Raw genomic sequence first — 18,962 nt, forward strand, 5'->3', positions numbered from 1 at the left:
CACCGCGGCGCAGGGGGCGGTCGGTGGACCGCCCCCTGCGCCGCCGGCCCGACTATGCGTCGGCGCCCACGAGCTCGACGTCCTCGGTGCTCGCCGCGCGGCGACCGCGGAGCGTCGCGGCGGCGATGATCCCGCCGACGGCCGCGATGACGGCAGCGCCGATGAAGGCCGCCGCGTATCCGCCGGTGAGGGCCTCGGCGCTGGAGCCGCCCGCGGCGATCGCCGAGCTGAGCACCGTCAGGGCGGCGAGCCCGATGGCCGACCCGATCTGGTAGCTCGTGTTCACGAGCCCTGACGCAACGCCGGTCTCCTCGGGTCGTGCGGCACCGGTCGCCGTTCCGAGCGACGGCACGAACGCGAGGGCCATCCCGAATGCCGCGACCAGCGACGCCGGCAGCACGTCGACTGCGTAGCTGCCGTCGGGCCGGGCGAACGCGAGCCACACGAGGCCCGCGGCCAGGAACGCGAATCCGGCGACGATGAGCGCCTTCGCCCCGAACCTCGCGAGCAGGCGCGGGGCGACGAGGGTCATCCCGAGCACGATCAGCAGGGTCATCGGGAGCAGAGCCGCACCCGCCGCGAACGCACCGGCGCCGAGAACCTGCTGCAGGTAGAGGTTCAGGAAGAACCACATCGGAACCCACGCCGCCCCGAGCAGGAGCTGGGCGAGGTTCGCCGCTCCGAGCTGAGGCGCACGGAAGATGCCGAGTCGCAGCAGGGGCTGGCGCGATCGTGCCTGTGCGAAGAAGAAGAGGGCGAGCAGGACCGCACCGGCGCCGAGGGCGATGAGCGTCTCGGGGGCAGCCCACCCGGTCTCAGGGGCGCGGACGATGCCGTAGACGACAGCGGCGAGCCCGGCCGTTCCGGTGACGGCGCCGACGAGGTCGACGGATCCTCGTTGCCCGGCGATGGCTGGCAACGCCATCGGGGTGAGCGCGATCACGAGCGCGGCGATCGGCACGGTCACGTAGAACACCCATGGCCAGCTCGCGTACTCGGTGAGCACTCCACCGAGGAACACGCCGGCGGTGCCGCCGATGGGTGCGGCCGCTCCGTAGACCGCGAACGCCTTCGGCAGCTCGGGCGTGCCGCCGAACAGGGCCATCAGCAGGGTGAGTGCGGCGGGGGCGATGAGGGCCGCGCCCGCGCCCTGGACGGCGCGGCCGGCGATCTCGACGGCGACGTTGCCTGCGGCTCCGGCGAGCAGCGAGCCGGCGGCGAGGATGATCCAGCCGCTCAGGAACACCCTGCGCGCGCCGAACAGGTCGGACAGTCGCCCGCCGAGCAGCAGCAGCCCGCCGAACGCGATGACGTACGCAGTGAACACCCAGGACAGCGACTCGGGCGTGAAGCCGAGCGCAGCCTGCATGTCGGGGAGGGCGACCCCGATGATCGAGGTGTCCATGATGACGACGAACTGCGCTGCTGCGATGAGCGCGAGCCCGAGCCACCGGCGTGGTGTGCCGGTCGTGGTTGGTGACATGAGCCGTTCCTTTCGTGAATACCGTTGTGGAGGTATTACGGAATACCCCCATGGGGTATTCCCGAACGGTGCATGAAGTTTCGACGCGGCGGCGGGCTGCGGCGCAGCGCGCCGCCCGTTCAGCCGATGTAGTTGCGGATGACGCGCTCGAGGGTGTCGGTCACGGCACGGAGGGAGTCGAGTTCCACCCACTCGTCGGCGGCGTGCGCACCTCCGCCGTCGACGCCGAACATGACGGTGTCGATGCCCTTCGCGTGCAGGAGTGCGCAGTCGGTCCAGAACGGCTCGCCGCGACGCGTGGGCTCGCGGCCGGCGATGTCGCGGAACGCCTCGCTGACGACGGTCGCGATCGCGGATGTCGCGGACGACTCGAACGGTTCGCGGTGGGTCGCGAGCTCGATGTCGGCGGTGAAGCCGGGGTCGGCAAGGACGATGCGTTCGCGGATGTCCCGGAGCTCGCGTTCGAACGTGTCGTGATCTTCGCCCGGGATCGTGCGCCGTTCGACGGTGACGACGCACGCGTCGGGATAACTCGACGTCTCGGCACCGCCTGCGATCGTGCCGGCGTGCACGCTGCCGGTGCCGAGCAGCGGATGGCGCGCCATGCCGGTCGCGAGGCGGCTGCCGAGCTCGTCGATCGCGGTGAGGAACGCACCCGCCTTGGCGATCGCGTCGAGGCCGAGTTCGGGACGGGAGCCATGGGCGGCGCGGCCGCGGACCGTGACGGTGGCCCACGCGAACCCGCGATGGGCGGTGACGAGGTCGAGGCCGGTGGGTTCGACGACGATCGCCGCGTCGGTGGTGATCGCGTCGAGCACCTCCTCGGTGCCGAGGCTGCCGTGCTCCTCGTCGGCGACGAGGGCGAGCACGATGTCGCCGCGGTGCGGCTCTTGGTGCGCGCGGGCTGCGGCGACCATCATCGCGGCGAGGCCGGACTTCATGTCGTACGCGCCGCGACCATGGAGTCGCCCGTCGCGGATCACGGGGTCGAGCCCATCGCCGTCGTAGCTTGCGAGCGACACCGTGTCGAGGTGCCCGTTGAGCATGAGGCTGCGCCCCCCGCCCGTGCCGTGGGCGACGGCGAGGATCGAGGGTCGCCCGGGCACGGCCTCGAGGCGTCGGCAGTCGAAGCCGCGCTCGCCGAGCCAGTCGGCGACGGCGTCGGCGATGCGGGCCTCGCCGGCCCCGCCCGGCACGAGCGCCGGGTTGACGGAGTCGATCTCGATGAGGCGGCGGAGCAGGTCGAGCTCGTTCATCGGCCGGCCGGAAGCGGGTTGGCGAGGCGACCCTCGGTCGAGAGCAGCAGGACGGTCGCGTCGGGGCCGATCGCATCGCGGGCCCGAACGTCGGTGAGCAGAGACCGAACGCCCGCGAGCGTCGCGGCCCCGCACGGGCCCGAGTCGATGCCGAGCGCCTCGAGGTCGTGGACCGCGCGGATCGCGGCATCGTCATCGACAGTGACCGCCGCGTCGAGACCGGCCTGCAGGATCGGCCACGCGTTGCCCGAGACCGTCCCGCAGTTCAGGCCCGACATCACGGTGAAGCTCGTCGGCACGCTGACCGGCTCGCCCACGCGCAGGGATTCGATGATCGGCGGCGCGGCGGCGGCCTCGACGCTCAGCACGATCGGCGCGCCGGACCCGGAACGGTAGTGACGCACCGCCGCTTGGGCGAGTGAGCCGACGCCGACGGGCACGGCGACGAGGTCGAGGTGCATCACACCGAGTTCGGCGAGCTGGGCGTCTGCCTCCTCGAACAGCGTCGAGTAGCCGTCGACGATCCATTGTGGAACCTGCTCGTACCCCGGCCACGCGGTGTCCTGGATGAGCATCGCGTCAGGCGAGACATCTTGCGCCGCACGCGTCGCGGCGTCGACGACGTCGTCGTACGGGATCGCGAGTTCGACGGTCTCGGCGCCCTCGTCGGCGATGGCCTGCTTCGCCTCGGCGGAGAGGGAGTCGGGGAACCAGATCTGGGCGGGCAGGCCGAGCAGCCGGGCGGTGTGCGCGACGGCGCGCCCGTGGTTGCCGTCGGTGGCGGCGATGAGGCGGACCGCCGCGCCGGGTGCGGCCGCGGCGGCCGCGCGCAGCTCGTCGAGAGCGAGGGCGCGATCGGGTGTGCCGTACCGGGCCGAGAGGGCTCGGGAGATCGCGTACGCGGCGCCGAGGATCTTGAAGGCGGGAAGGCCGAGCCGGGAGCTCTCCTCCTTCACGAGCACGCGACCGACGCCGAACTCGGCCGCGAGGTCGGGGGCGTCGACGAGGCGCGTCGGCTGGTAGCCGGGAAGGCTCCGATGGAACGCGATCACCCCGGTGAGCCGGTCTGCGCGCCAGGCCCGCGCCTCGGGATTCCAGTACATCGCGCTCATGCGGCGGCCTCGTCCGCAGGCTTGTCAGCGGCCTCGTTCGCGAGGCGCAGCAGCGTCGTGCCGAGCACGGAGATGCCGGCGGCGCAGTCTTCGGGCGTGGAGTACTCGCGCGGGTTGTGGCTGATGCCGTCGTATTGGCCGCGTACGAAGATCATCGCGGTCGGCGCGATCGCGGCGATCTCCTGCGCGTCGTGACCCGCACCCGACATGAGGCGCATCGTCGTGTGGCCGACGTCGGCGGCAGCCGCCGCGATGGCGTCCTGGATGGCCGGATCGAAGGGCACCTGGTGGGTCTTGGCCATCCGCTTGGTCTCGACCCGGAGCCCCGGCTGACCCGCCGGGAGCTGTTCGAGGAATGCGGCGAGGTCGGCCTCGGCCGCGGCCATGTGCGCGTCGTCGGGGTTGCGGAGGTCGACCGTGAGCTCGGCACGGTCGGGGACCACGCTCGGCAGGCCCGGCGAGGTCGCGACGTGTCCGACGGTCGCGCGGAGCCGGCCGTAGCGGCCGGAGTCGACCATCTCGCGCGCGTGCACGACGATCTGAGCGCCCGCGAGGCCCGCGTCGATCCGGAGTTCGGTCGGCGTGGTGCCGGCGTGTGCGGCGCGGCCGTGGATCGTAACCTTCTGCCACGAGATCGCCTGCACGCCCGTGACCACGCCGACCGCGTGCCCCTCCTGCGCGAGTACCGGGCCCTGCTCGATATGGCACTCGACGTAGGCGTGCGGCGGGTTGAGCCGCACCGGGCGGTCGCCCTTGAATCCGATCCGCTCGAGCTCGTCGCCGAAGCGGAGGCCCGCGTCGTCGACGAGGTCGTACGCGTACTCGAGCGTGAGGCGACCGGCCGCGACGGCCGAGCCGAGCATGTCGGTGCCGAAGCGCACGCCCTCCTCCTCGGTGAACGCGGCGATCACGATCGGGCGGCGCGTCGTGAGGCCCGCGTCGTTCAGGCTGCGCACGACCTCGAGCGCGCCGAGTACCCCGAGGCATCCGTCGAAGGCGCCCGCGGTGGCGACGCTGTCGATGTGGGAGCCCGCCATGACGGGCGCGAGGCCGGGCTCGCTGCCCTCGCGTCGGCCGAAGATCGTGCCCATCTCGTCGACGGTGACCTCGAGTCCCGCCCCTTCCATCCAGCGGACGAGCAGGCGCCGGCCTTCGGCGTCGGCGTCGGTGAGGGATTGGCGGTTGACACCGACGAGGCCAGTCGAGGCGTCGTCGTATGCCCCGATGCGGGCGAGTTCCATGAGCGAGGACCAGAGGCGGTCGGCGTCGATGGCGAGTGTGCGGCCGGGCGAGCGGGTGGAAAGCGTGTCGGTCATGTCTCGAACCTACGGACGCGGCATCCATTCATCGATAGCATGATTCTCAACAGTATTCATGATTCATTTCGAATGGTCTCGGATGTACGACCTGCATCGACTACGCCTGCTCCGCGAGCTCAAGCACCGCGGCACGCTCGCGGCCGTCGGCGAGGCGCTCGGATACAGCGCGTCGGCCATCTCGCACCAGCTCGCGATCCTCGAGCGCGAGGTCGGCGCCCCAGTCCTCGAGCCGGTCGGCCGTCGGGTGCGCTTGACCGATGCCGCGGAGCTGCTCGTCGCCCACACCGAGCGCGTGCTGCTCGAACTCGAGCAGGCAGAGGCGGCCATCGCCGCGAGCCGTGCGACCGTCTCGGGACAGGTTCGCATCGCGACCTTCCAGACCGCCGCGCACGCGATCATCCCCGGGGCGCTCGATCTGCTCGCCGACGAGCACCCGGGCGTCGTCGCCACCTTCCGGCACGTCCATGCCGAGCAGGCGCTCCCGGCACTGCTCGCCCGCGACGTCGATCTCGTGCTCTACGAGGAGTACCCCGGGTCGCCCGCCGCGCCGATCACCAACATCACGACCGAGCATCTCCTCGACGACCCGATGCTGATCGCCACGCCCGCCGGGCGCGAGGTGGGCGGGCTGCCCGACCTCGCCGATGCGCGCTGGGCCATGGAACCGCCGGGGACCCGCTCGCGGGAGTGGGCGGTCGCCACATGCCGCGCCGCGGGATTCGAGCCGGCCGTCGCGTTCGAATCCGTCGACGTGCTCCTCCACGCGCGGCTCGTTGCGCGTGGCCAGGCGGTCGCGTTCCTCCCAGCGCTCATCGCCGCTGACGCGGCCGGGTGCGTGCTCGAGCCGACCGGCGACGGGCGGGCGATCCGCCTTGCGTTCCGCAGCGGGAGTGAAGCCAACCCGGCGCTCGCCGCAGCGAGACGTGCCATGCGAGCCCACGTCTCGGGAGCAGGCTCCTCAATGGTCGATGGGTAGATACCCGTGGGGTATTGATACGATCAGACCGTGGAGAGCAAGCAAGAGGCTCAGCGTCGTATCGCGAACCGGCTGAAGCGCGCCCGCGGCCAACTGAACGCCGTCATCGAGGCGGTCGAGTCGGGCGCCGACTGCCGCGTGGTCGTCACGCAGCTCGCCGCCGTCTCGAGCGCGCTCGATCGTGCGGGCTTCGCTGTCATCTCCACTGCGATGCGCGACTGCGCGACCGACGAGGCACGAGCGGATGACGCTGTCGAGACCTCCGGCGAGCGCCTCGACTTCGACGAGCTCGAGAAGCTGTTCCTTTCGCTTTCGTAGACACTCGTGTCCCGGGCGTAGTGCCACCCGAGCCCCCTCGCGCAGGCCGGGAGATACCCATGGGGTATTTTGACAATACCCAGGGGGTATTCCTACCATGGAGGCCATGACTTCAAAGCGGTACCTCATCGTCGGCGGCGTCGCGGGCGGCATGTCCGCCGCGACGCGGCTGCGCCGGCTCGACGAGCACGCGCAGATCACCGTGCTCGAGCGCGGCGGTCACGTGTCGTTCGCAAACTGCGGGCTCCCGTACTACCTCGGCGGCGTGATCGAAGAGCGCTCCGACCTGCTCCTGCAGACGCCCGCCTCGCTCGGCAGCCGGTTCGGCCTCGACGTGCGCGTGCGCACCGAGGCGGTGGCGATCGACCGCCAGGCGAAGACCGTGCTCACCCGCGACCTCGCCACCGACGAGGAGACGACGCTGCATTACGACGCGCTCGTGCTGTCGCCCGGCGCCACGCCCATGCGACCGCCGATCGAGGGCGGCGAGCGGATGCTGACCCTCCGCGACATCGACGACGTCGACGCCGCGATGGCGGCCCTCGAGGTCGCGCCGCGCAGCGCCCTCGTCATCGGCGCGGGCTTCATCGGCCTCGAGATGGTCGAGAACCTCGCCCACCGCGGGCTCGGCGTGACCCTCGTCGAACTCGGCGACCAGGTGCTGCCGCCGCTCGACCCCGAGATGGCCGCGCCCGTCGCGGATCACCTTCGCGATGCCGGCATCGACGTGCGGCTCGGTACGCAGGTCGTCGCGCTCGGGCCCGACACCGCCGTCTTGAGCGACGGCACCACCGTGCGCGCCGAGTTCGTGCTCGGCTCGATCGGCGTGCGGCCCGACACGAGCCTCGGGAAGGCCGCCGGCCTCGAGATCGGTCCCCGTGGCGGCATCCGTGTGGACGAGTCGCTGCGCACGAGCGATCCGAACATCTGGGCCATCGGCGACGCCGTCGAGAAGGTCGACGCGATCGCGGGGGAGCCCCGGCTCGTCGCGCTCGCCGGTCTCGCCAACCGCCACGGCCGGCTCGCGGCCGACGCGATCGTGGGTCGCGGCATCCGCGTGCGCGACGCGATCGGCACCGCGATCGTCGGGGTCATGGGCATGAGCGTCGCGACCACCGGATGGAACGAGAAGCTGCTGCGCTCGCGCGGTCGGGACATCCGGATCATCCATACCCACCCCGCCTCGCACACCGGCTACTACCCGGGTGCCCAGACGATGGCGCTCAAGCTGCTCGTCGACGCCGAGACCGACGCAATCCTCGGCGCCCAGGGCGTCGGCGGCGAGGGCGTCGACAAGCGCATCGACGTCATCGCGACCGCCATGGCCGGGGGCATCACCGCGTCGGAGCTCGCCGACCTCGAACTGGCGTACGCCCCGCAGTACTCGTCGGCGAAGGACCCGGTCAACATGCTCGGCTACGTCGCGCTGAACGCCTGCGAGGGACTCACCCCCTCGATCCAATGGCACGAGGTCGAGGCCGCGGTCGATGCCGGCGCCGCCGTCGTCGACGTGCGAACGGCGGACGAGGTGGCGGCCGGTGCGATCCCCGGCTCGCTTCGGATCCCGCTCGACGAGCTCCGGTCCCGTTCCGGCGAGCTGCCGGCCGGCCGCCTCATCGTGCACTGCAAGGTCGGCCAGCGCGGCCACACCGCGGTTCGGCTGCTCGCGCAGCTCGGCCGCGACGCCGTCAACCTCGACGGCGGCTACCTGACCTGGGCGGCCGGCATGGCCTCGCGCGCCGCCGTCGAGCCCGACGCCATGGCCGCCTGACGCGACATCCGCCGGCCTGTCGCCGACGATGGATGCGCGCAATCGCGCCCGACGCGCGCAGCGAATCCCACCCCCGAACGCCTCTTCCGAACCCCACCCCGATCGAAGGAGCCCCCATGTGCCGACCCGTCGCCTGCCGGAAATGCGGCAAGACCACCTGGGCCGGTTGCGGCCAGCACGTCGACGAGGTCATGCGCGGCGTGCCGCGCAACCAGCGTTGCGCCGGCCATGAGGACGAGCCGTCGACCGGCCTGTTCGCACGCCTCTTCGGGCGCGGATGACCCTGCTCGGCACTCCCGCGACGAGAGCACGTCGACCAGCCGGCCCGATCGCCTGATTGACTGGAACCATGACCGTCGAGATCCCCGAACACTTCGCCACCATCCTCAGCGCCCCCGTCTACGGCCACCTCGCCACCGTTCGACCCGACGACGAGGTGCAGCTCAATCCGATGTGGTTCGAGTACGACCCCGACGAGCAGGTGATCCGCTTCACCCACACCACGAAACGTGCGAAGTACCGCAACCTGCAGCAGAACCCGACCATGACCCTCTCGGCGCTGCACCCCGAGACGCCGTTCAAGTACGTCGAAGTGCGCGGTCGCCTGGTCGACACGGTGGCCGACCCCCACGGCGACTTCTACGTACGCCTCGGTCGCCGCTACGGCGACCCCGAGACCGAGGCACCGGCCGACAAGGCCGACCGCGTCGTGCTCATCATGTCGGTCGACAAGGTGGCCGGCAACTAGCCGAGGCTCGCCTTCGTTCCCTCGCAGCGGCCGGAGTCACCCGGTGGTCGCAACTCCGGGAAGGAACCGAACGACGGGCAAAACAAGGTCCTAGCGAACCGCGCGACCCGGGTGGACAATGGAGACTGGTCGGGCGCATTCATGCGTCACGGCCCGTGGCCTCGCCCCCGATCGCGGAGCCGAACACATGACAGCGACACCTCCCGAGCACACCTCGCCCGTGCCGAACTCCGAGTCGTCGGCGCTTCCGGAGCCGCCGACGCCGCCGAGGCCGAACATCCACATCACCGCGCTCATCGTGTGGCTCACGATCTTCCCGCTCGTCGCGATCGTCAGCGTGGTGCTCGGCCCGCTGATCGTGGAGTGGCATCCCGTGCTGAGGGCGTTCGTCCTGACGCTCATCGTCGTTCCGATCGCCGCGTACTGGCTCATGCCGCTGATGTTCCGGTGGTACGCCGCGATCGAACGGCGCCGAGTGGCTCGGCAGGGCAGGCACAAGTCGTAGCGGGAATGTCGAGGAGCAACATCCACCGCTGAACCCATCCGGTCGAACGTCGGACCGGGCGACGGTCAGCGCGGCTGGGCGTCTGGCGACCTCGAGGTCGAGGGGTCCCAGTCGGGTTCGCCCGTCGGGCCATCGTCGGAGTCGGGCTGAGCGACGGGTTCGGGTGCGGCCTGGGGCAGGCCGCCGAGGCGGTCGACCTGCTCGGTGAGTGCATCGAGGACCGAGCGCAACTGGATCTGTGCGACCTGGGCGTAGGTGCGCACGTACTCGATCTCGGGGACGGAGTGACCGTGCTCCGCAACGGTCGTCGCGGTCGCCTGGTTGGCGCTGATCTCGGCGCGCTCGAGGATCTCCCGGTACTGGTTGCGGGCGGTGACCACCAGGTCGCGGGCGTACTGCTCGGCGTCAGCGACCGCCTTGTCGGCGATCAGTTGGGCCTGGGTGAGCAGCCCGACCGCTCCGGCCGTGATCTCCTCTTCGGACCCTGGGTCGGACGCGCGGAGCTCGGCGTTCTCGGCCCGCAGTGCAGCGAGCTCCTGTTCGGCGATGGTCGCGGCTGCCTGGACCTCGGTGATCGCCTCCGCGAGGCCGCCCATGAACTTGTCGACTTCGAGTCGGTCGTATGCGCCGCCCCGGATCTTCATGGTGAAGTCCACAGGGTGGGCGTCCGGCAGGTGGCTCACGGCGACGGCCAGGGCTTCCTCGGGCGAGGTGTCGGGCGAGGCGGCAAGGCTGTCGGGGTCGGTCCCGTTCTGCGTCATCCGTGGTCCCCTTTCGCTTTACGGCAGCCGAGACGGCTGCAGGTCATGGGCGTGGTCGTGCAGGTCATGACGGTCCTCGTCGGTGGTCGCGAACTGCTCGAAGCGGACGTCGTCGTGCGCGATCCCTCGGGCGCGGAGACGGGAAACGGTGTGCCGCACCATCCGCGGAGATCCGCACACGAGCGCGAGACGCCCATGCAGCGACCCGCCCTCGGCCGCGGCGTCCCCGACCAGGCCCTTCCGGCCGGGGTAGCTGGGGTCGTCGGAGACCACCGGTGTGTAGGTGAACCAGGGCCGGCCGGAGAGGTTGCGGAGCAGCCGATTCTCGTAGAGGTTCCACGGCAACCGAGCCCCGTGGAACAGATGGATCTGCGGAGCCTGCCCGCTCGACTGCCAGTCCCGGTCGAACCGCTCGAGGTGGGCCCGGAGCGGAGCGAGGCCGGTGCCGCCGGCGACCATGATCAGGTCGCGCCGGCGTTCGCTCTCGTCCAAGGTCAGCTCCTGACCCACCGGCGCGCCGAGGCGCACGGTATCACCGACCTCGAGGGAGCGAACCATGGAGCTGCTGACCTGGCCACCGGCGACGATCTGGACGTGGAACTCGAGGGTTCCGTCGGCACGTGGTGCGTTGGCCGGGCTGAGATAGCGCCACAGCCGCGGCCGGGACGGCACTTCCACCGCCACCGACTGGCCCGGCACGAAGGGGAAGTGCGACTCGGGTCGGATTTGGATGACGGAGAGGTCCATGCCCCGCCGCTCCACCGCGATCACGTGGCCCGCCCACGAGGCCGGGCTCGTCACTTCAGCCTCTTCGGCTGCCTTCACCATGACCGTGGCGATGACCCCATAGGCCTCAGCCCAGTCCGCTGCGACGTCTTCGGTCCACCGCTCACCCAGAAAGTGCTTCAGCGTGGCGAGCAGGGAGGCGCCGACGGCGTTGTAGTGCTCCGCGATGACCTCGAAGCGCCGGTGGTCGCGGCCGAGCTGCTCGATGAACGCGGTGACCTCATCGAGCTGGTCGACCCTGGACACGATTCGGCCGAGGGCACCCACGAGCCGGTCGCGCTGTGTCGCCATCGAGACGGGGAACATGCTCCGCAGCTCGGGATGAGCCAGGAACAGGTGCGAGTAGAAGAACTGAGGCACCTCGTCGCCGAGGCTCCCGGCCAGCGCCCACGTCTCCTTCAGCGCGGCGGTGTCCACTGCGTCACGCCGCCGGGTGGGCCTCGACGATGTCGGGCTCCGTGCCGGCGATCACGGTCACCACGCGGTCGATGATGGCGGGCTCGACCCCGGCCTCGGTCAGCGCGGTCACCAGGTGGTCGGCCACTGCGCCGAAGTCCTCCCGTGAGATGGCCATGCCTTCGTGGGCGGCGCGCAGGTCGCGCCCCGCGTAGGCGACGGGCCCGCCCATGACCTGCGAGATCAGCGCCACCTGGTGACGCTTGAGCCGAACCATCTCGACCCCGTCGAAATACCCGCGGAGGCGGTCGTCGTCGAGCACGAGCTGGTAGAACAGGTCGACGACTGCGGCGATCGCCGGTCCGCCTCCGACGGCCTCGTAGTCACTGCGGGCTTGGGAGTCGGGCTGCTCGTCACGGCTGGGGTTCATCGGGTCGATCCAATCACTGGCAGGGCAGGGCACGGACTTACCCTTCTTAGCAGACACGGACCGCACAGGAGTAATGAATCCGACCCGACCTGCTCCGTGGTCTTCTGCCGGCGCGACGAACTGACACCGCACGGTCGACCCACGGTCTTGCGGGGTTCACGCTGACTCGCTACGCTGCGCGTTTCGCGTGATTCGGTGGCATCGGGTGGGCGCAGTCAGACGGCTCCGGGTGATCACCCGGCGGCTGGCTGCGACGCGGAGTCCTGCACGAGTTTCATCGACACGAGCTCGGTGAATCCGGCGCGTCGGGCGAAGCGGACCGTGCGACGCTTGTACACCGTGAAGCCGAGCTTGGCATAGAGGCCGAGGGCGGGTTCGTTGGTGTCCTTGATGTCCTCGAGCACGTACTCGCGGTACTCCGGCAGCGCCAGCAGACGACGCAGCAAGGCGGTGGCGACGCCGCGACCCTGATAGGCCGGCTCCGTGGCGACGAACCCGATCTCGGCCAGCCCTGCCCGGGCGCCCTCGGAGGGGCGCATGAACCAGCGCCGGATCACCACATAGGCGAGCAGCCCGCGCACCAGCCCGAGATGACGCCGGATCTCGCGCCATCGCGGCGCGAACAGCGTCTGGTCGCCCTCGGTGAGCGAAGCGAGACCGGCCGGTTCCCCGTCGACGAGCGCGACGTAGAACCGCTCGAGCAGCAGCATGTGCTCGAACGCGTCGGCCAACCTGTCGGTGTCGCGCGAGAACGCGACGAAGTCCTCCGCGAAGCTGCGCACGTAGACCTCGGTGATGCGGCGCCGGTAGTGCTCCCCGAGCTCGTCGCCCCGCTCGACCACGACCATCGTCTCGACCATTCCCGACCGCTCCGCTCGTCATGCACCCGTACGGGTCGACCATACCGACCGGCGCGCGCCGGCGCTCAGCGCTCCTGCGTCCGCGTCTCGGCGAGCGAGCGCTCCAGCAGCCTGCGTAGCACGCTGCGATCGACATCGGTCAGCCGCGTGAGGTAAAGGCAGACCTTGCTCGCACGGTGCTTGCCGAGCTCGGCCATGAGATCGGGCCAGCGCTCCGAGAAGTGCTCGGGGAGGTAGATCGTGTGCTGGGTCGGCCCCGGCGCGAAGGCGAGCCGGGGTTCTCGGCCACCATGCCCGCTCTCATAGCGGTACTCGACCTCGCCGAACCCGATGATGCGGCCCGCCCACACGGCCGGCTGCTCACCGCTGATCTCGCCGAACATCGCGAGCAGCTCATCGGCCTCGGCACGCCGACGGCCTGTGGCGCGGTCGAGCACCACCTCGACCGGAAGGTCGGACGGTGACATCGCGGGCTGCTTCGTTGCCATGGATTCACCTCGCGATCGTGCTGGGGAACCCAGCGTACTGCGGGGCAGCGGTGCGAGGCGAGGCGGATGCCGCTGCCAGTCCGATCTCGGACCGGCGGCCTCGAGACGACGCACTGCGGGCTGGATTCAGTCGGTTCGCCGGATCCAGCCGAGCGCCAGTTCGGCGACCGTGTCGGGTGCGTCGTCTGGGAGAAGTTTGCCCGCGTTCTCGACGAAGACGATTTCCATTCGATCGGCGTACCGGTCGGGGTTCTCGCAGAGGCGACGCACGAGCGGCTCGTTGAACCTCGTGTCGTGCCGGCCGAAGGCGACGAGTGTCGGGATGGTCAAGTGCATCCGCTTGTACTCGCCCCGGGCGAGTCGCATCGCCTCGGGAATGACCATGCCGCGATAGAGCGGGCGAATCGCTTCGTCGATCTCGGGACGTTGCATGGGCGCGAGGTGGGCGTCGATGGTCGCTTCGGGCGTGACCTTCGCGCAGTACGGATCGGACCATACGCCTCGGAGCGGGTCGCCTGGACGATGCCAGATGAGCTTCGGCATGTGCCGGAACGCGGGGAGGAGTCTGGGGCTGAACGACATGAATCCTGGCGGAATCGAGAGCTGCACCGCTCGCCCGACGCGTTCGGGGTGCGTGTACGAGAGTTGCAGCGCCGTGATCGCCCCCATGTCGTGGCTGACGACGTGTGCTCGTTCGACGTGGAGCGCGTCGAGGATGGCGAGCAGGTCGTGCAGTCGGGTTTCGCGCTCGATGCCGGGTTCGTCGGCTGCGGTCCAGCCGGCACCGCGCAGGTCGGGGCAGATCACGCGGTAGCCGTGCTCGGCGATGCGGGGTGCGACCTGATGCCACTGCCACCAGTGCTGGGGAAAGCCGTGCAGCAGCACGACGGGTTCACCGTCGCCGATCGTCGCCACGTGCGTGCGCAGCCCGGGCGTCTCGACGACCTGATGAGCGAAGCCGGGTGCCTCGGGCAGTGGCGGCGTCCACGTGGCCGCGCTCGCGACGTGTGGCCTCGCGTCGTCGGGGCGGGACCGGAGTTCTGGCGTGTCCATGATGACCCCCTCGTCATGTCGCTCTACTATGTTTATAGTACTCCTCGTGAAAGGGTGTGTCCATGGCGGCGACCAGGGAACGTGCGCTCGAGGCGGCCGTCGAGTTGCTCGGCACCGAGGGCATCCGGGCGCTCAGCCACGCGCGCGTCGACGCGCGAGCCGGGCTTCCCGCCGGCTCTACCTCGAATTGGTTCCGTACCCGCCGGTCGCTCCTCGCCGGCATCGTCGAATGGATCGCGGTGAGCGAACGGGCCGAGCTCGACCCGGCGCTCATGCCGATGCCCACCGATGCCGAAGCGCTCATCGTGGGACTCACCGCGCTGCTCGAGATGCAGACCGGCTTGCACGCCGCGCGTACCCGGGCTCGCTACGCCCTCTTCCTCGAACTCGCCGACGATCCCGAGCTCGGCGAGCTGCACCGACGACAGCGGCGCGAGTTCGAGCGCCTCGCTGAGCAGCTCGTCACCGCCGCCGGCGTTCCCGAGCCCGTGCCGTCGGCGCGGGCGCTCATGGCGCTCAGCGACGGACTCGTGTTCCACCGCCTCACGATCGACCCGATGCTCGATCTCCGCCCGCCCATCGAGCGCGCCGTCCGGGCGCTGGTGCAGTAGCCAGGGTGAGCAGCCCGGAGCGAGTTACGACGCGGGTGCAGGGGAATCGTGGACTCACGCGCCTCAGTCGAGCGCATGACTCCTGAAACACGGTCAGGAACGCAGGTTCAGCTCGTCGGGGTCGACATCGACATCGCCGGCGTCGTCCGGTCCACCCGTGCCCGGCACGGCGCGCACGCCGGACTCGTCGACATCCGCAGCGACGCGGTCGGGCATCGGGTCGGCCTGCTTCGCAGCCGTCTCGGTTTCGCTGCCCGGACTCGTGCGATCGTCGTCGGGATTCGTGTTGGCGCCTGGGATGTCGTTGCTTGTGTCGCTCATACAGTCACGCTACGTCGCCTGCCGCGCGCCGCACAGGGGTTGACGAGAGCTCAGACGGCGCGTCGAACGGGGCATGGTCCGGGACGGAAGGGAACGATCGCGTACTGGCCCGATTCGACACCGGAGAACGAAGCGGCATCGACCGCGCAACTGAGTCGAACGCATGGTCGATCGCCTTCCACGCTTCCTCGGCTCGGCGTATCGTCGGGAGTACTGGATACCGGAGCATTCCGGGTGGACAGGAGGAGCGACACGATGGACCAGTCGCCCGATCGGGCTGATGAACCGACGCGTGAGTCGAGCGGTTCCGAACAGGAACCTGAACCTGAACCGGATCCTGAACCCGTGTCCGAGACCTGGCACGGACTCGATATCGAGTCTCGAGTCCGCGACATCCCACCGTCAGGACGATACGACGACACCGCGATCATCGATCTCGACGACCTACAGCGGTCGCTCGACCCCCTCGATTCACGTAAGCCGGCGCGGGAGACGCAGGATCCCCTCGATCCTCGAGGGCACCCGACTTGACGGCGGTCCGGAGCTTGCGCTTCGCGCTGAAGTGCGGGCGAGTCATGACCCGCCCGCACCCCAACGCTTCGACTGAGACTCAGTCCCTGCCGGGCACGCGCGATTCGATCGGGAAGCTCCACGCATTGACACCGTCACCCGACGCCACAACGCTCGGCTGTTCCTCCGCGTACGAGATGAGGATCCTCGCATCATCGGCAAGAGCGGAACGGACGTTCGCATCGATCGGTACCGCCAAAGTACCCTTGCCCGCAGCGACTTCGTGCTCGAACGACCCCAGCAGGCGGCCGCTCATGTCGGGTGCCCACGGCGGAGCGGCGCCGTCCGCCGGTGAGCAGGCCTCGAACCCATAAACGTCGCCGGCGCAACTCGAGGTCCATACGGGGATGAACGTCGTGTCGCCCTTCCAGAGGAAGACGCGCAGAGTGCCGGCCTCCTCCGAGCGGTACGAGATCCGAACGTTCTTCTGCTGGATCTTCACATCGGTGACGCTCAACGCCTCACTCGGCTGCACCCCCGAGATGGTGCCACCGCGGGTTGCCGACTGCGCGACCGTCTGCGGCGACTGCACACCTTGCAGGGCGGTGTCGGGGATGATCGGCGCCGACACCTCGGTCGACCGGTCGGCCGGCGGGACGTATCCGTCGAGATAGGCGTGGCCCCAGCGGTACGGCTCGGACTGCTGGCTTCCGAAGGCCGACCACGCGGTGCGGGTCTGCCCGATGAAGTCCTGCGTGTCGGAGTCGTACGGCGTGACGTTGAGCCCGAGATACGCCGGGTCGACGTCGTTCAGCGACGCGTCGCCCTTCGGGGCGGCGCTTGTCGGACCGACCGCCGCGGGCAGCGCCGCGAGCGGCACCTTCACCTCGAGGTCGTAGGCGCCGCCGGCGTAGCTGCCGTCGGCCTGCCGAGCGACTTCGACCGCGACCTCGACGCCTTCGGCGTTGAGCCCGCCCTCGACGGTCTCGGCGAGCGGGCCCGTCGAGAATCCCTGGTGGTTGTCGGCGTCACGCGACCAGCAGGGGCCGTCGGCCCCGTTGCCGTTCGTGCCTTCGGCGTCATCGGTAAACGGGAACATGCCGAGCTTGAACGTGGTCGACGTGTCGACCGAGACGCCACGCGGGTCGAGCAACAGCTCGACGGAGTCGACGAGCCAGTGGCCGAAGCACCGGTCGGGCGTTGCGGCAGCGCTCGCGACGTCGTCGGTCACGCGGATCTGCGCGTAGAGGGCATCGTCGTACCACCCGAGCTTGGCGACGCTCCCGTCGCCGCAATCGATGCCATCAGCGGCGCAGGCCGAGCCCTCCCATCGGGTGCCGACATCGAGCGGTTGGCCGACGTAGACGCCGTCGGCCGTGCCGTCGACAGTCGGCGCCGAGGCGAGCTGGGGGATGACGACCGTCGGCACGAGATAGACGGTTTCGTTCTCGATCGACGTACCCGCGCCCGAGGTCGTCGTCGCGGTGAAAGTCACCGTGCGGCTGCCGGCATCCGCCGGGTCTGTGTGCGTGACCACGAACTCGACCGTCGCCGTGTCGCCGGCGGCGAGTCCACTGAACGGCTTCGACGCCGAATCGACGACGAACCCGGCGGGCACGGCGAGCGTCACGTCGCCCGACTCGGTGCCTGCGCTGCGGTTCGTCACCTCGACCGGCACGGTCACCGTCTCACCGGCGCCCACCTGAGCGACGGCATTCGAGCGGCCGCCCACGTAGGCGTCGTGGTCGCGGGTCCATTGCTCATACTCGGCCATGTTGCCCCAGCGCTCGAAGCGACCTTCGACCGGTGCGACGAGCGCGATGCGAGTGTCGTTGTACGCAGTGATCCCGCCGCCGTCGAACGAAGCGGCGAGCTTGTACACCCCGACGGCCGCGCCGGCAGCCGGCGTGACGGTGAAGGTCGCCTCAGCGGCATCCTCGTCGCCGATGCCGTCGACCTCGACGGGGTCGGAGACCTGCCAGCCGGCGGGCACCGTGAGGCTCACGGTGCCGCCATCGAGGTCACCCTCGCCGGATCGCGCCGCGACGGTGACGTCGAACGGCTCGCCCGCGGCCTCGTAGTACTCGTCGGCCGTGAGCGAGAATTCCGAGCCGAGGGGCATTCCGCCGGGATCGGCGATGACGGCGCCGTACAGCACCGCGTCGTCGTTCGCCGAGGCAGCAGCGCTGTTCGGCTGCATGGGCACGATCGACTCCGAGACGCCGTATCGCTGGCAGCTCGGCGCGAAGAGCGCGGTCTGCATCGTGCGCGCCTGCGTCGGGTGCGCCCGTCCGCCCTCGCGGCCGACCTGCGCCCACGTCTTGGCAGAACCCGCCTCCTGGCCGGCGAGGTTGCCGTCGGCCCAGACGTACGGCGAGTCGTAGCCGGTCCATGTGCCGACAACGGTGAACGGATTCGTCGCCGCGGGAGTGAAGCCCGTGTTGCAGTTCGGCGCGAGCGTGCCGCCCGTGCCGGTCGTCTGCCCGCCGGCGAGGATCTTCTTGACCTGCCACGTCTCGACCGCGCCGAGGCCGGTGAGTTGCTCGGGGAACATGTTCGGATCGGCGGCTGCGGCGGCGGCCTCCCAGATCATGCGGCCCTGTGCGTACTGGTGGTTGCCGTGCCCGGCCGCGAGCGACGGCGTGCTGCCGACGAGGATCTCGGGCTGGGTCTCGCGGATGATCCGCACAGTGCGGCGCAGCGTCTCCTCGGCATCCCACACTTCGGCGGTCAGCGCCGCAGAGGTGTTGTAGAAGAAGTCGACCCGGTCGAGGTTGAAGATGTCGACGGTACCCGAGCGGATGTGCGAGGTGCGGTCCTCGTTCTCGCGACGCAGTCCGAGGTCGGGACCGGCCTCGGGGCCGACTGAGTTCGATCCGCCCTCGCCGCGCGTGGCCATGATGATTCCGCAGCGCACGCCGTAGCGATCGTGCCAGACGCCGCAGGGCGTGGTGAAGCCGGCGTCGTCATCGGGGTGGGCCCAGATGCCCATGACATCGATCTTCTCGCGATCGGTTTCGGTCGCGACCGAGGGGTCGCCGGCTTCGAGCTGAACGGCCGGACCAGCTGGACCTTGAGTGTTGCCCATCGTCGCGGCCACCGCATTCCCCGTCCCCATGAGAGTGGCGACAGTGAGCAGCGACGTGAGCAGGACTGCGTGATGACGTTTCATGCGTTCCTCCGTTGGACGCTCGGGACGACGAACTGCCGCCCGATCCTCCGCTCAAGTTAGGGCAGATTCGGTCAGTTAATCAAGCA

19 protein-coding genes are annotated in these 18,962 nt (G+C 70.0%); 7 read left to right on the forward strand and 12 right to left on the reverse strand.

The window, feature by feature from the left end:
• Nucleotides 1-52: 52 nt before the first annotated feature.
• From LQ757_RS01530 to LQ757_RS01545, 4 genes are all read right to left on the reverse strand, one after another.
• On the reverse strand, nt 53-1,483 hold the full coding sequence (locus tag LQ757_RS01530) for an MFS transporter (RefSeq protein ID WP_231045442.1): 1,431 nt from the start codon (nt 1,481-1,483) through the stop codon (nt 53-55).
• A 119-nt stretch (nt 1,484-1,602) separates the two neighbouring features.
• A complete protein-coding gene (locus tag LQ757_RS01535) occupies nt 1,603-2,739 on the reverse strand; it encodes an ArgE/DapE family deacylase (RefSeq protein WP_231045443.1) in 1,137 nt (378 codons plus the stop codon).
• Nucleotides 2,736-3,851, reverse strand: coding sequence for a diaminopropionate ammonia-lyase (locus LQ757_RS01540; RefSeq protein WP_231045444.1), 1,116 nt, complete (start codon nt 3,849-3,851; stop codon nt 2,736-2,738). Before LQ757_RS01540 ends, LQ757_RS01535 begins: the two co-directional genes overlap by 4 nt.
• Entirely contained in the window at nt 3,848-5,167 is a 1,320-nt protein-coding gene (locus tag LQ757_RS01545; protein WP_231045445.1) for a M20 family metallo-hydrolase, read from the reverse strand. Before LQ757_RS01545 ends, LQ757_RS01540 begins: the two co-directional genes overlap by 4 nt.
• A gap of 82 nt (nt 5,168-5,249) precedes the next feature.
• On the opposite strand from LQ757_RS01545, the gene LQ757_RS01550 reads away from it, so the two are divergent.
• From LQ757_RS01550 to LQ757_RS01575, 6 genes are all read left to right on the forward strand, one after another.
• On the forward strand, nt 5,250-6,146 hold the full coding sequence (locus LQ757_RS01550) for a LysR family transcriptional regulator (RefSeq protein ID WP_231045446.1): 897 nt from the start codon (nt 5,250-5,252) through the stop codon (nt 6,144-6,146).
• A 30-nt stretch (nt 6,147-6,176) separates the two neighbouring features.
• Nucleotides 6,177-6,464 (forward strand): metal-sensitive transcriptional regulator, encoded by a 288-nt coding sequence (locus LQ757_RS01555; RefSeq protein ID WP_231045447.1) that lies wholly within the window; start codon nt 6,177-6,179, stop codon nt 6,462-6,464.
• A 106-nt stretch (nt 6,465-6,570) separates the two neighbouring features.
• Complete coding sequence (locus LQ757_RS01560; protein WP_231045448.1) at nt 6,571-8,235, forward strand: FAD-dependent oxidoreductase; 1,665 nt, start codon at nt 6,571-6,573, stop codon at nt 8,233-8,235.
• A 116-nt stretch (nt 8,236-8,351) separates the two neighbouring features.
• Nucleotides 8,352-8,516 (forward strand): DUF8730 family Cys-rich protein, encoded by a 165-nt coding sequence (locus LQ757_RS01565; RefSeq protein WP_231045449.1) that lies wholly within the window; start codon nt 8,352-8,354, stop codon nt 8,514-8,516.
• A gap of 68 nt (nt 8,517-8,584) precedes the next feature.
• Nucleotides 8,585-8,983, forward strand: coding sequence for a PPOX class F420-dependent oxidoreductase (locus LQ757_RS01570; RefSeq protein ID WP_231045450.1), 399 nt, complete (start codon nt 8,585-8,587; stop codon nt 8,981-8,983).
• A gap of 187 nt (nt 8,984-9,170) precedes the next feature.
• A complete protein-coding gene (locus LQ757_RS01575; protein ID WP_231045451.1) occupies nt 9,171-9,488 on the forward strand; it encodes a putative antibiotic biosynthesis monooxygenase in 318 nt (105 codons plus the stop codon).
• A gap of 65 nt (nt 9,489-9,553) precedes the next feature.
• On the opposite strand, the gene LQ757_RS01580 is transcribed toward LQ757_RS01575, so the two are convergent.
• The 6 genes from LQ757_RS01580 to LQ757_RS01605 form a co-directional block, all read right to left on the reverse strand.
• Nucleotides 9,554-10,249, reverse strand: coding sequence for a DivIVA domain-containing protein (locus LQ757_RS01580; protein WP_231045452.1), 696 nt, complete (start codon nt 10,247-10,249; stop codon nt 9,554-9,556).
• A gap of 18 nt (nt 10,250-10,267) precedes the next feature.
• Entirely contained in the window at nt 10,268-11,452 is a 1,185-nt protein-coding gene (locus LQ757_RS01585; RefSeq protein ID WP_231045453.1) for a globin domain-containing protein, read from the reverse strand.
• A gap of 4 nt (nt 11,453-11,456) precedes the next feature.
• Nucleotides 11,457-11,861 carry a group I truncated hemoglobin gene (locus LQ757_RS01590; RefSeq protein WP_231045454.1) on the reverse strand — a complete coding sequence of 135 codons (405 nt, stop codon included), beginning with the start codon at nt 11,859-11,861 and terminating at the stop codon, nt 11,457-11,459.
• 233 nt (nt 11,862-12,094) lie between these two features.
• On the reverse strand, nt 12,095-12,721 hold the full coding sequence (locus tag LQ757_RS01595; protein ID WP_231045455.1) for a GNAT family N-acetyltransferase: 627 nt from the start codon (nt 12,719-12,721) through the stop codon (nt 12,095-12,097).
• A 65-nt stretch (nt 12,722-12,786) separates the two neighbouring features.
• Nucleotides 12,787-13,209, reverse strand: a complete 423-nt coding sequence (locus LQ757_RS01600; protein WP_231045456.1) for a DUF1801 domain-containing protein — start codon at nt 13,207-13,209, stop codon at nt 12,787-12,789.
• Nucleotides 13,210-13,335: 126 nt separating this feature from the next.
• Nucleotides 13,336-14,262 (reverse strand): alpha/beta fold hydrolase, encoded by a 927-nt coding sequence (locus LQ757_RS01605; protein ID WP_231045457.1) that lies wholly within the window; start codon nt 14,260-14,262, stop codon nt 13,336-13,338.
• Nucleotides 14,263-14,324: 62 nt separating this feature from the next.
• On the opposite strand from LQ757_RS01605, the gene LQ757_RS01610 reads away from it, so the two are divergent.
• On the forward strand, nt 14,325-14,873 hold the full coding sequence (locus LQ757_RS01610; RefSeq protein ID WP_231045458.1) for a TetR/AcrR family transcriptional regulator: 549 nt from the start codon (nt 14,325-14,327) through the stop codon (nt 14,871-14,873).
• 93 nt (nt 14,874-14,966) lie between these two features.
• Here the strand turns inward: LQ757_RS01610 and LQ757_RS01615 are convergent, their stop codons facing one another.
• Both LQ757_RS01615 and LQ757_RS01620 read right to left on the reverse strand, forming a co-directional pair.
• Nucleotides 14,967-15,194: a hypothetical protein gene (locus LQ757_RS01615; protein ID WP_231045459.1), complete on the reverse strand. Its 228-nt coding sequence runs from the start codon at nt 15,192-15,194 to the stop codon at nt 14,967-14,969.
• Between the two features lie 610 nt (nt 15,195-15,804).
• Complete coding sequence (locus tag LQ757_RS01620) at nt 15,805-18,876, reverse strand: NEW3 domain-containing protein (RefSeq protein WP_231045460.1); 3,072 nt, start codon at nt 18,874-18,876, stop codon at nt 15,805-15,807.
• Between the last annotated feature and the right edge of the window lie 86 nt (nt 18,877-18,962).

Origin of the sequence: Agromyces cavernae (genome assembly GCF_021044935.1) — a bacterium.
In the GTDB taxonomy this organism is placed as follows: Bacteria; Actinomycetota; Actinomycetes; order Actinomycetales; family Microbacteriaceae; genus Agromyces; species Agromyces cavernae.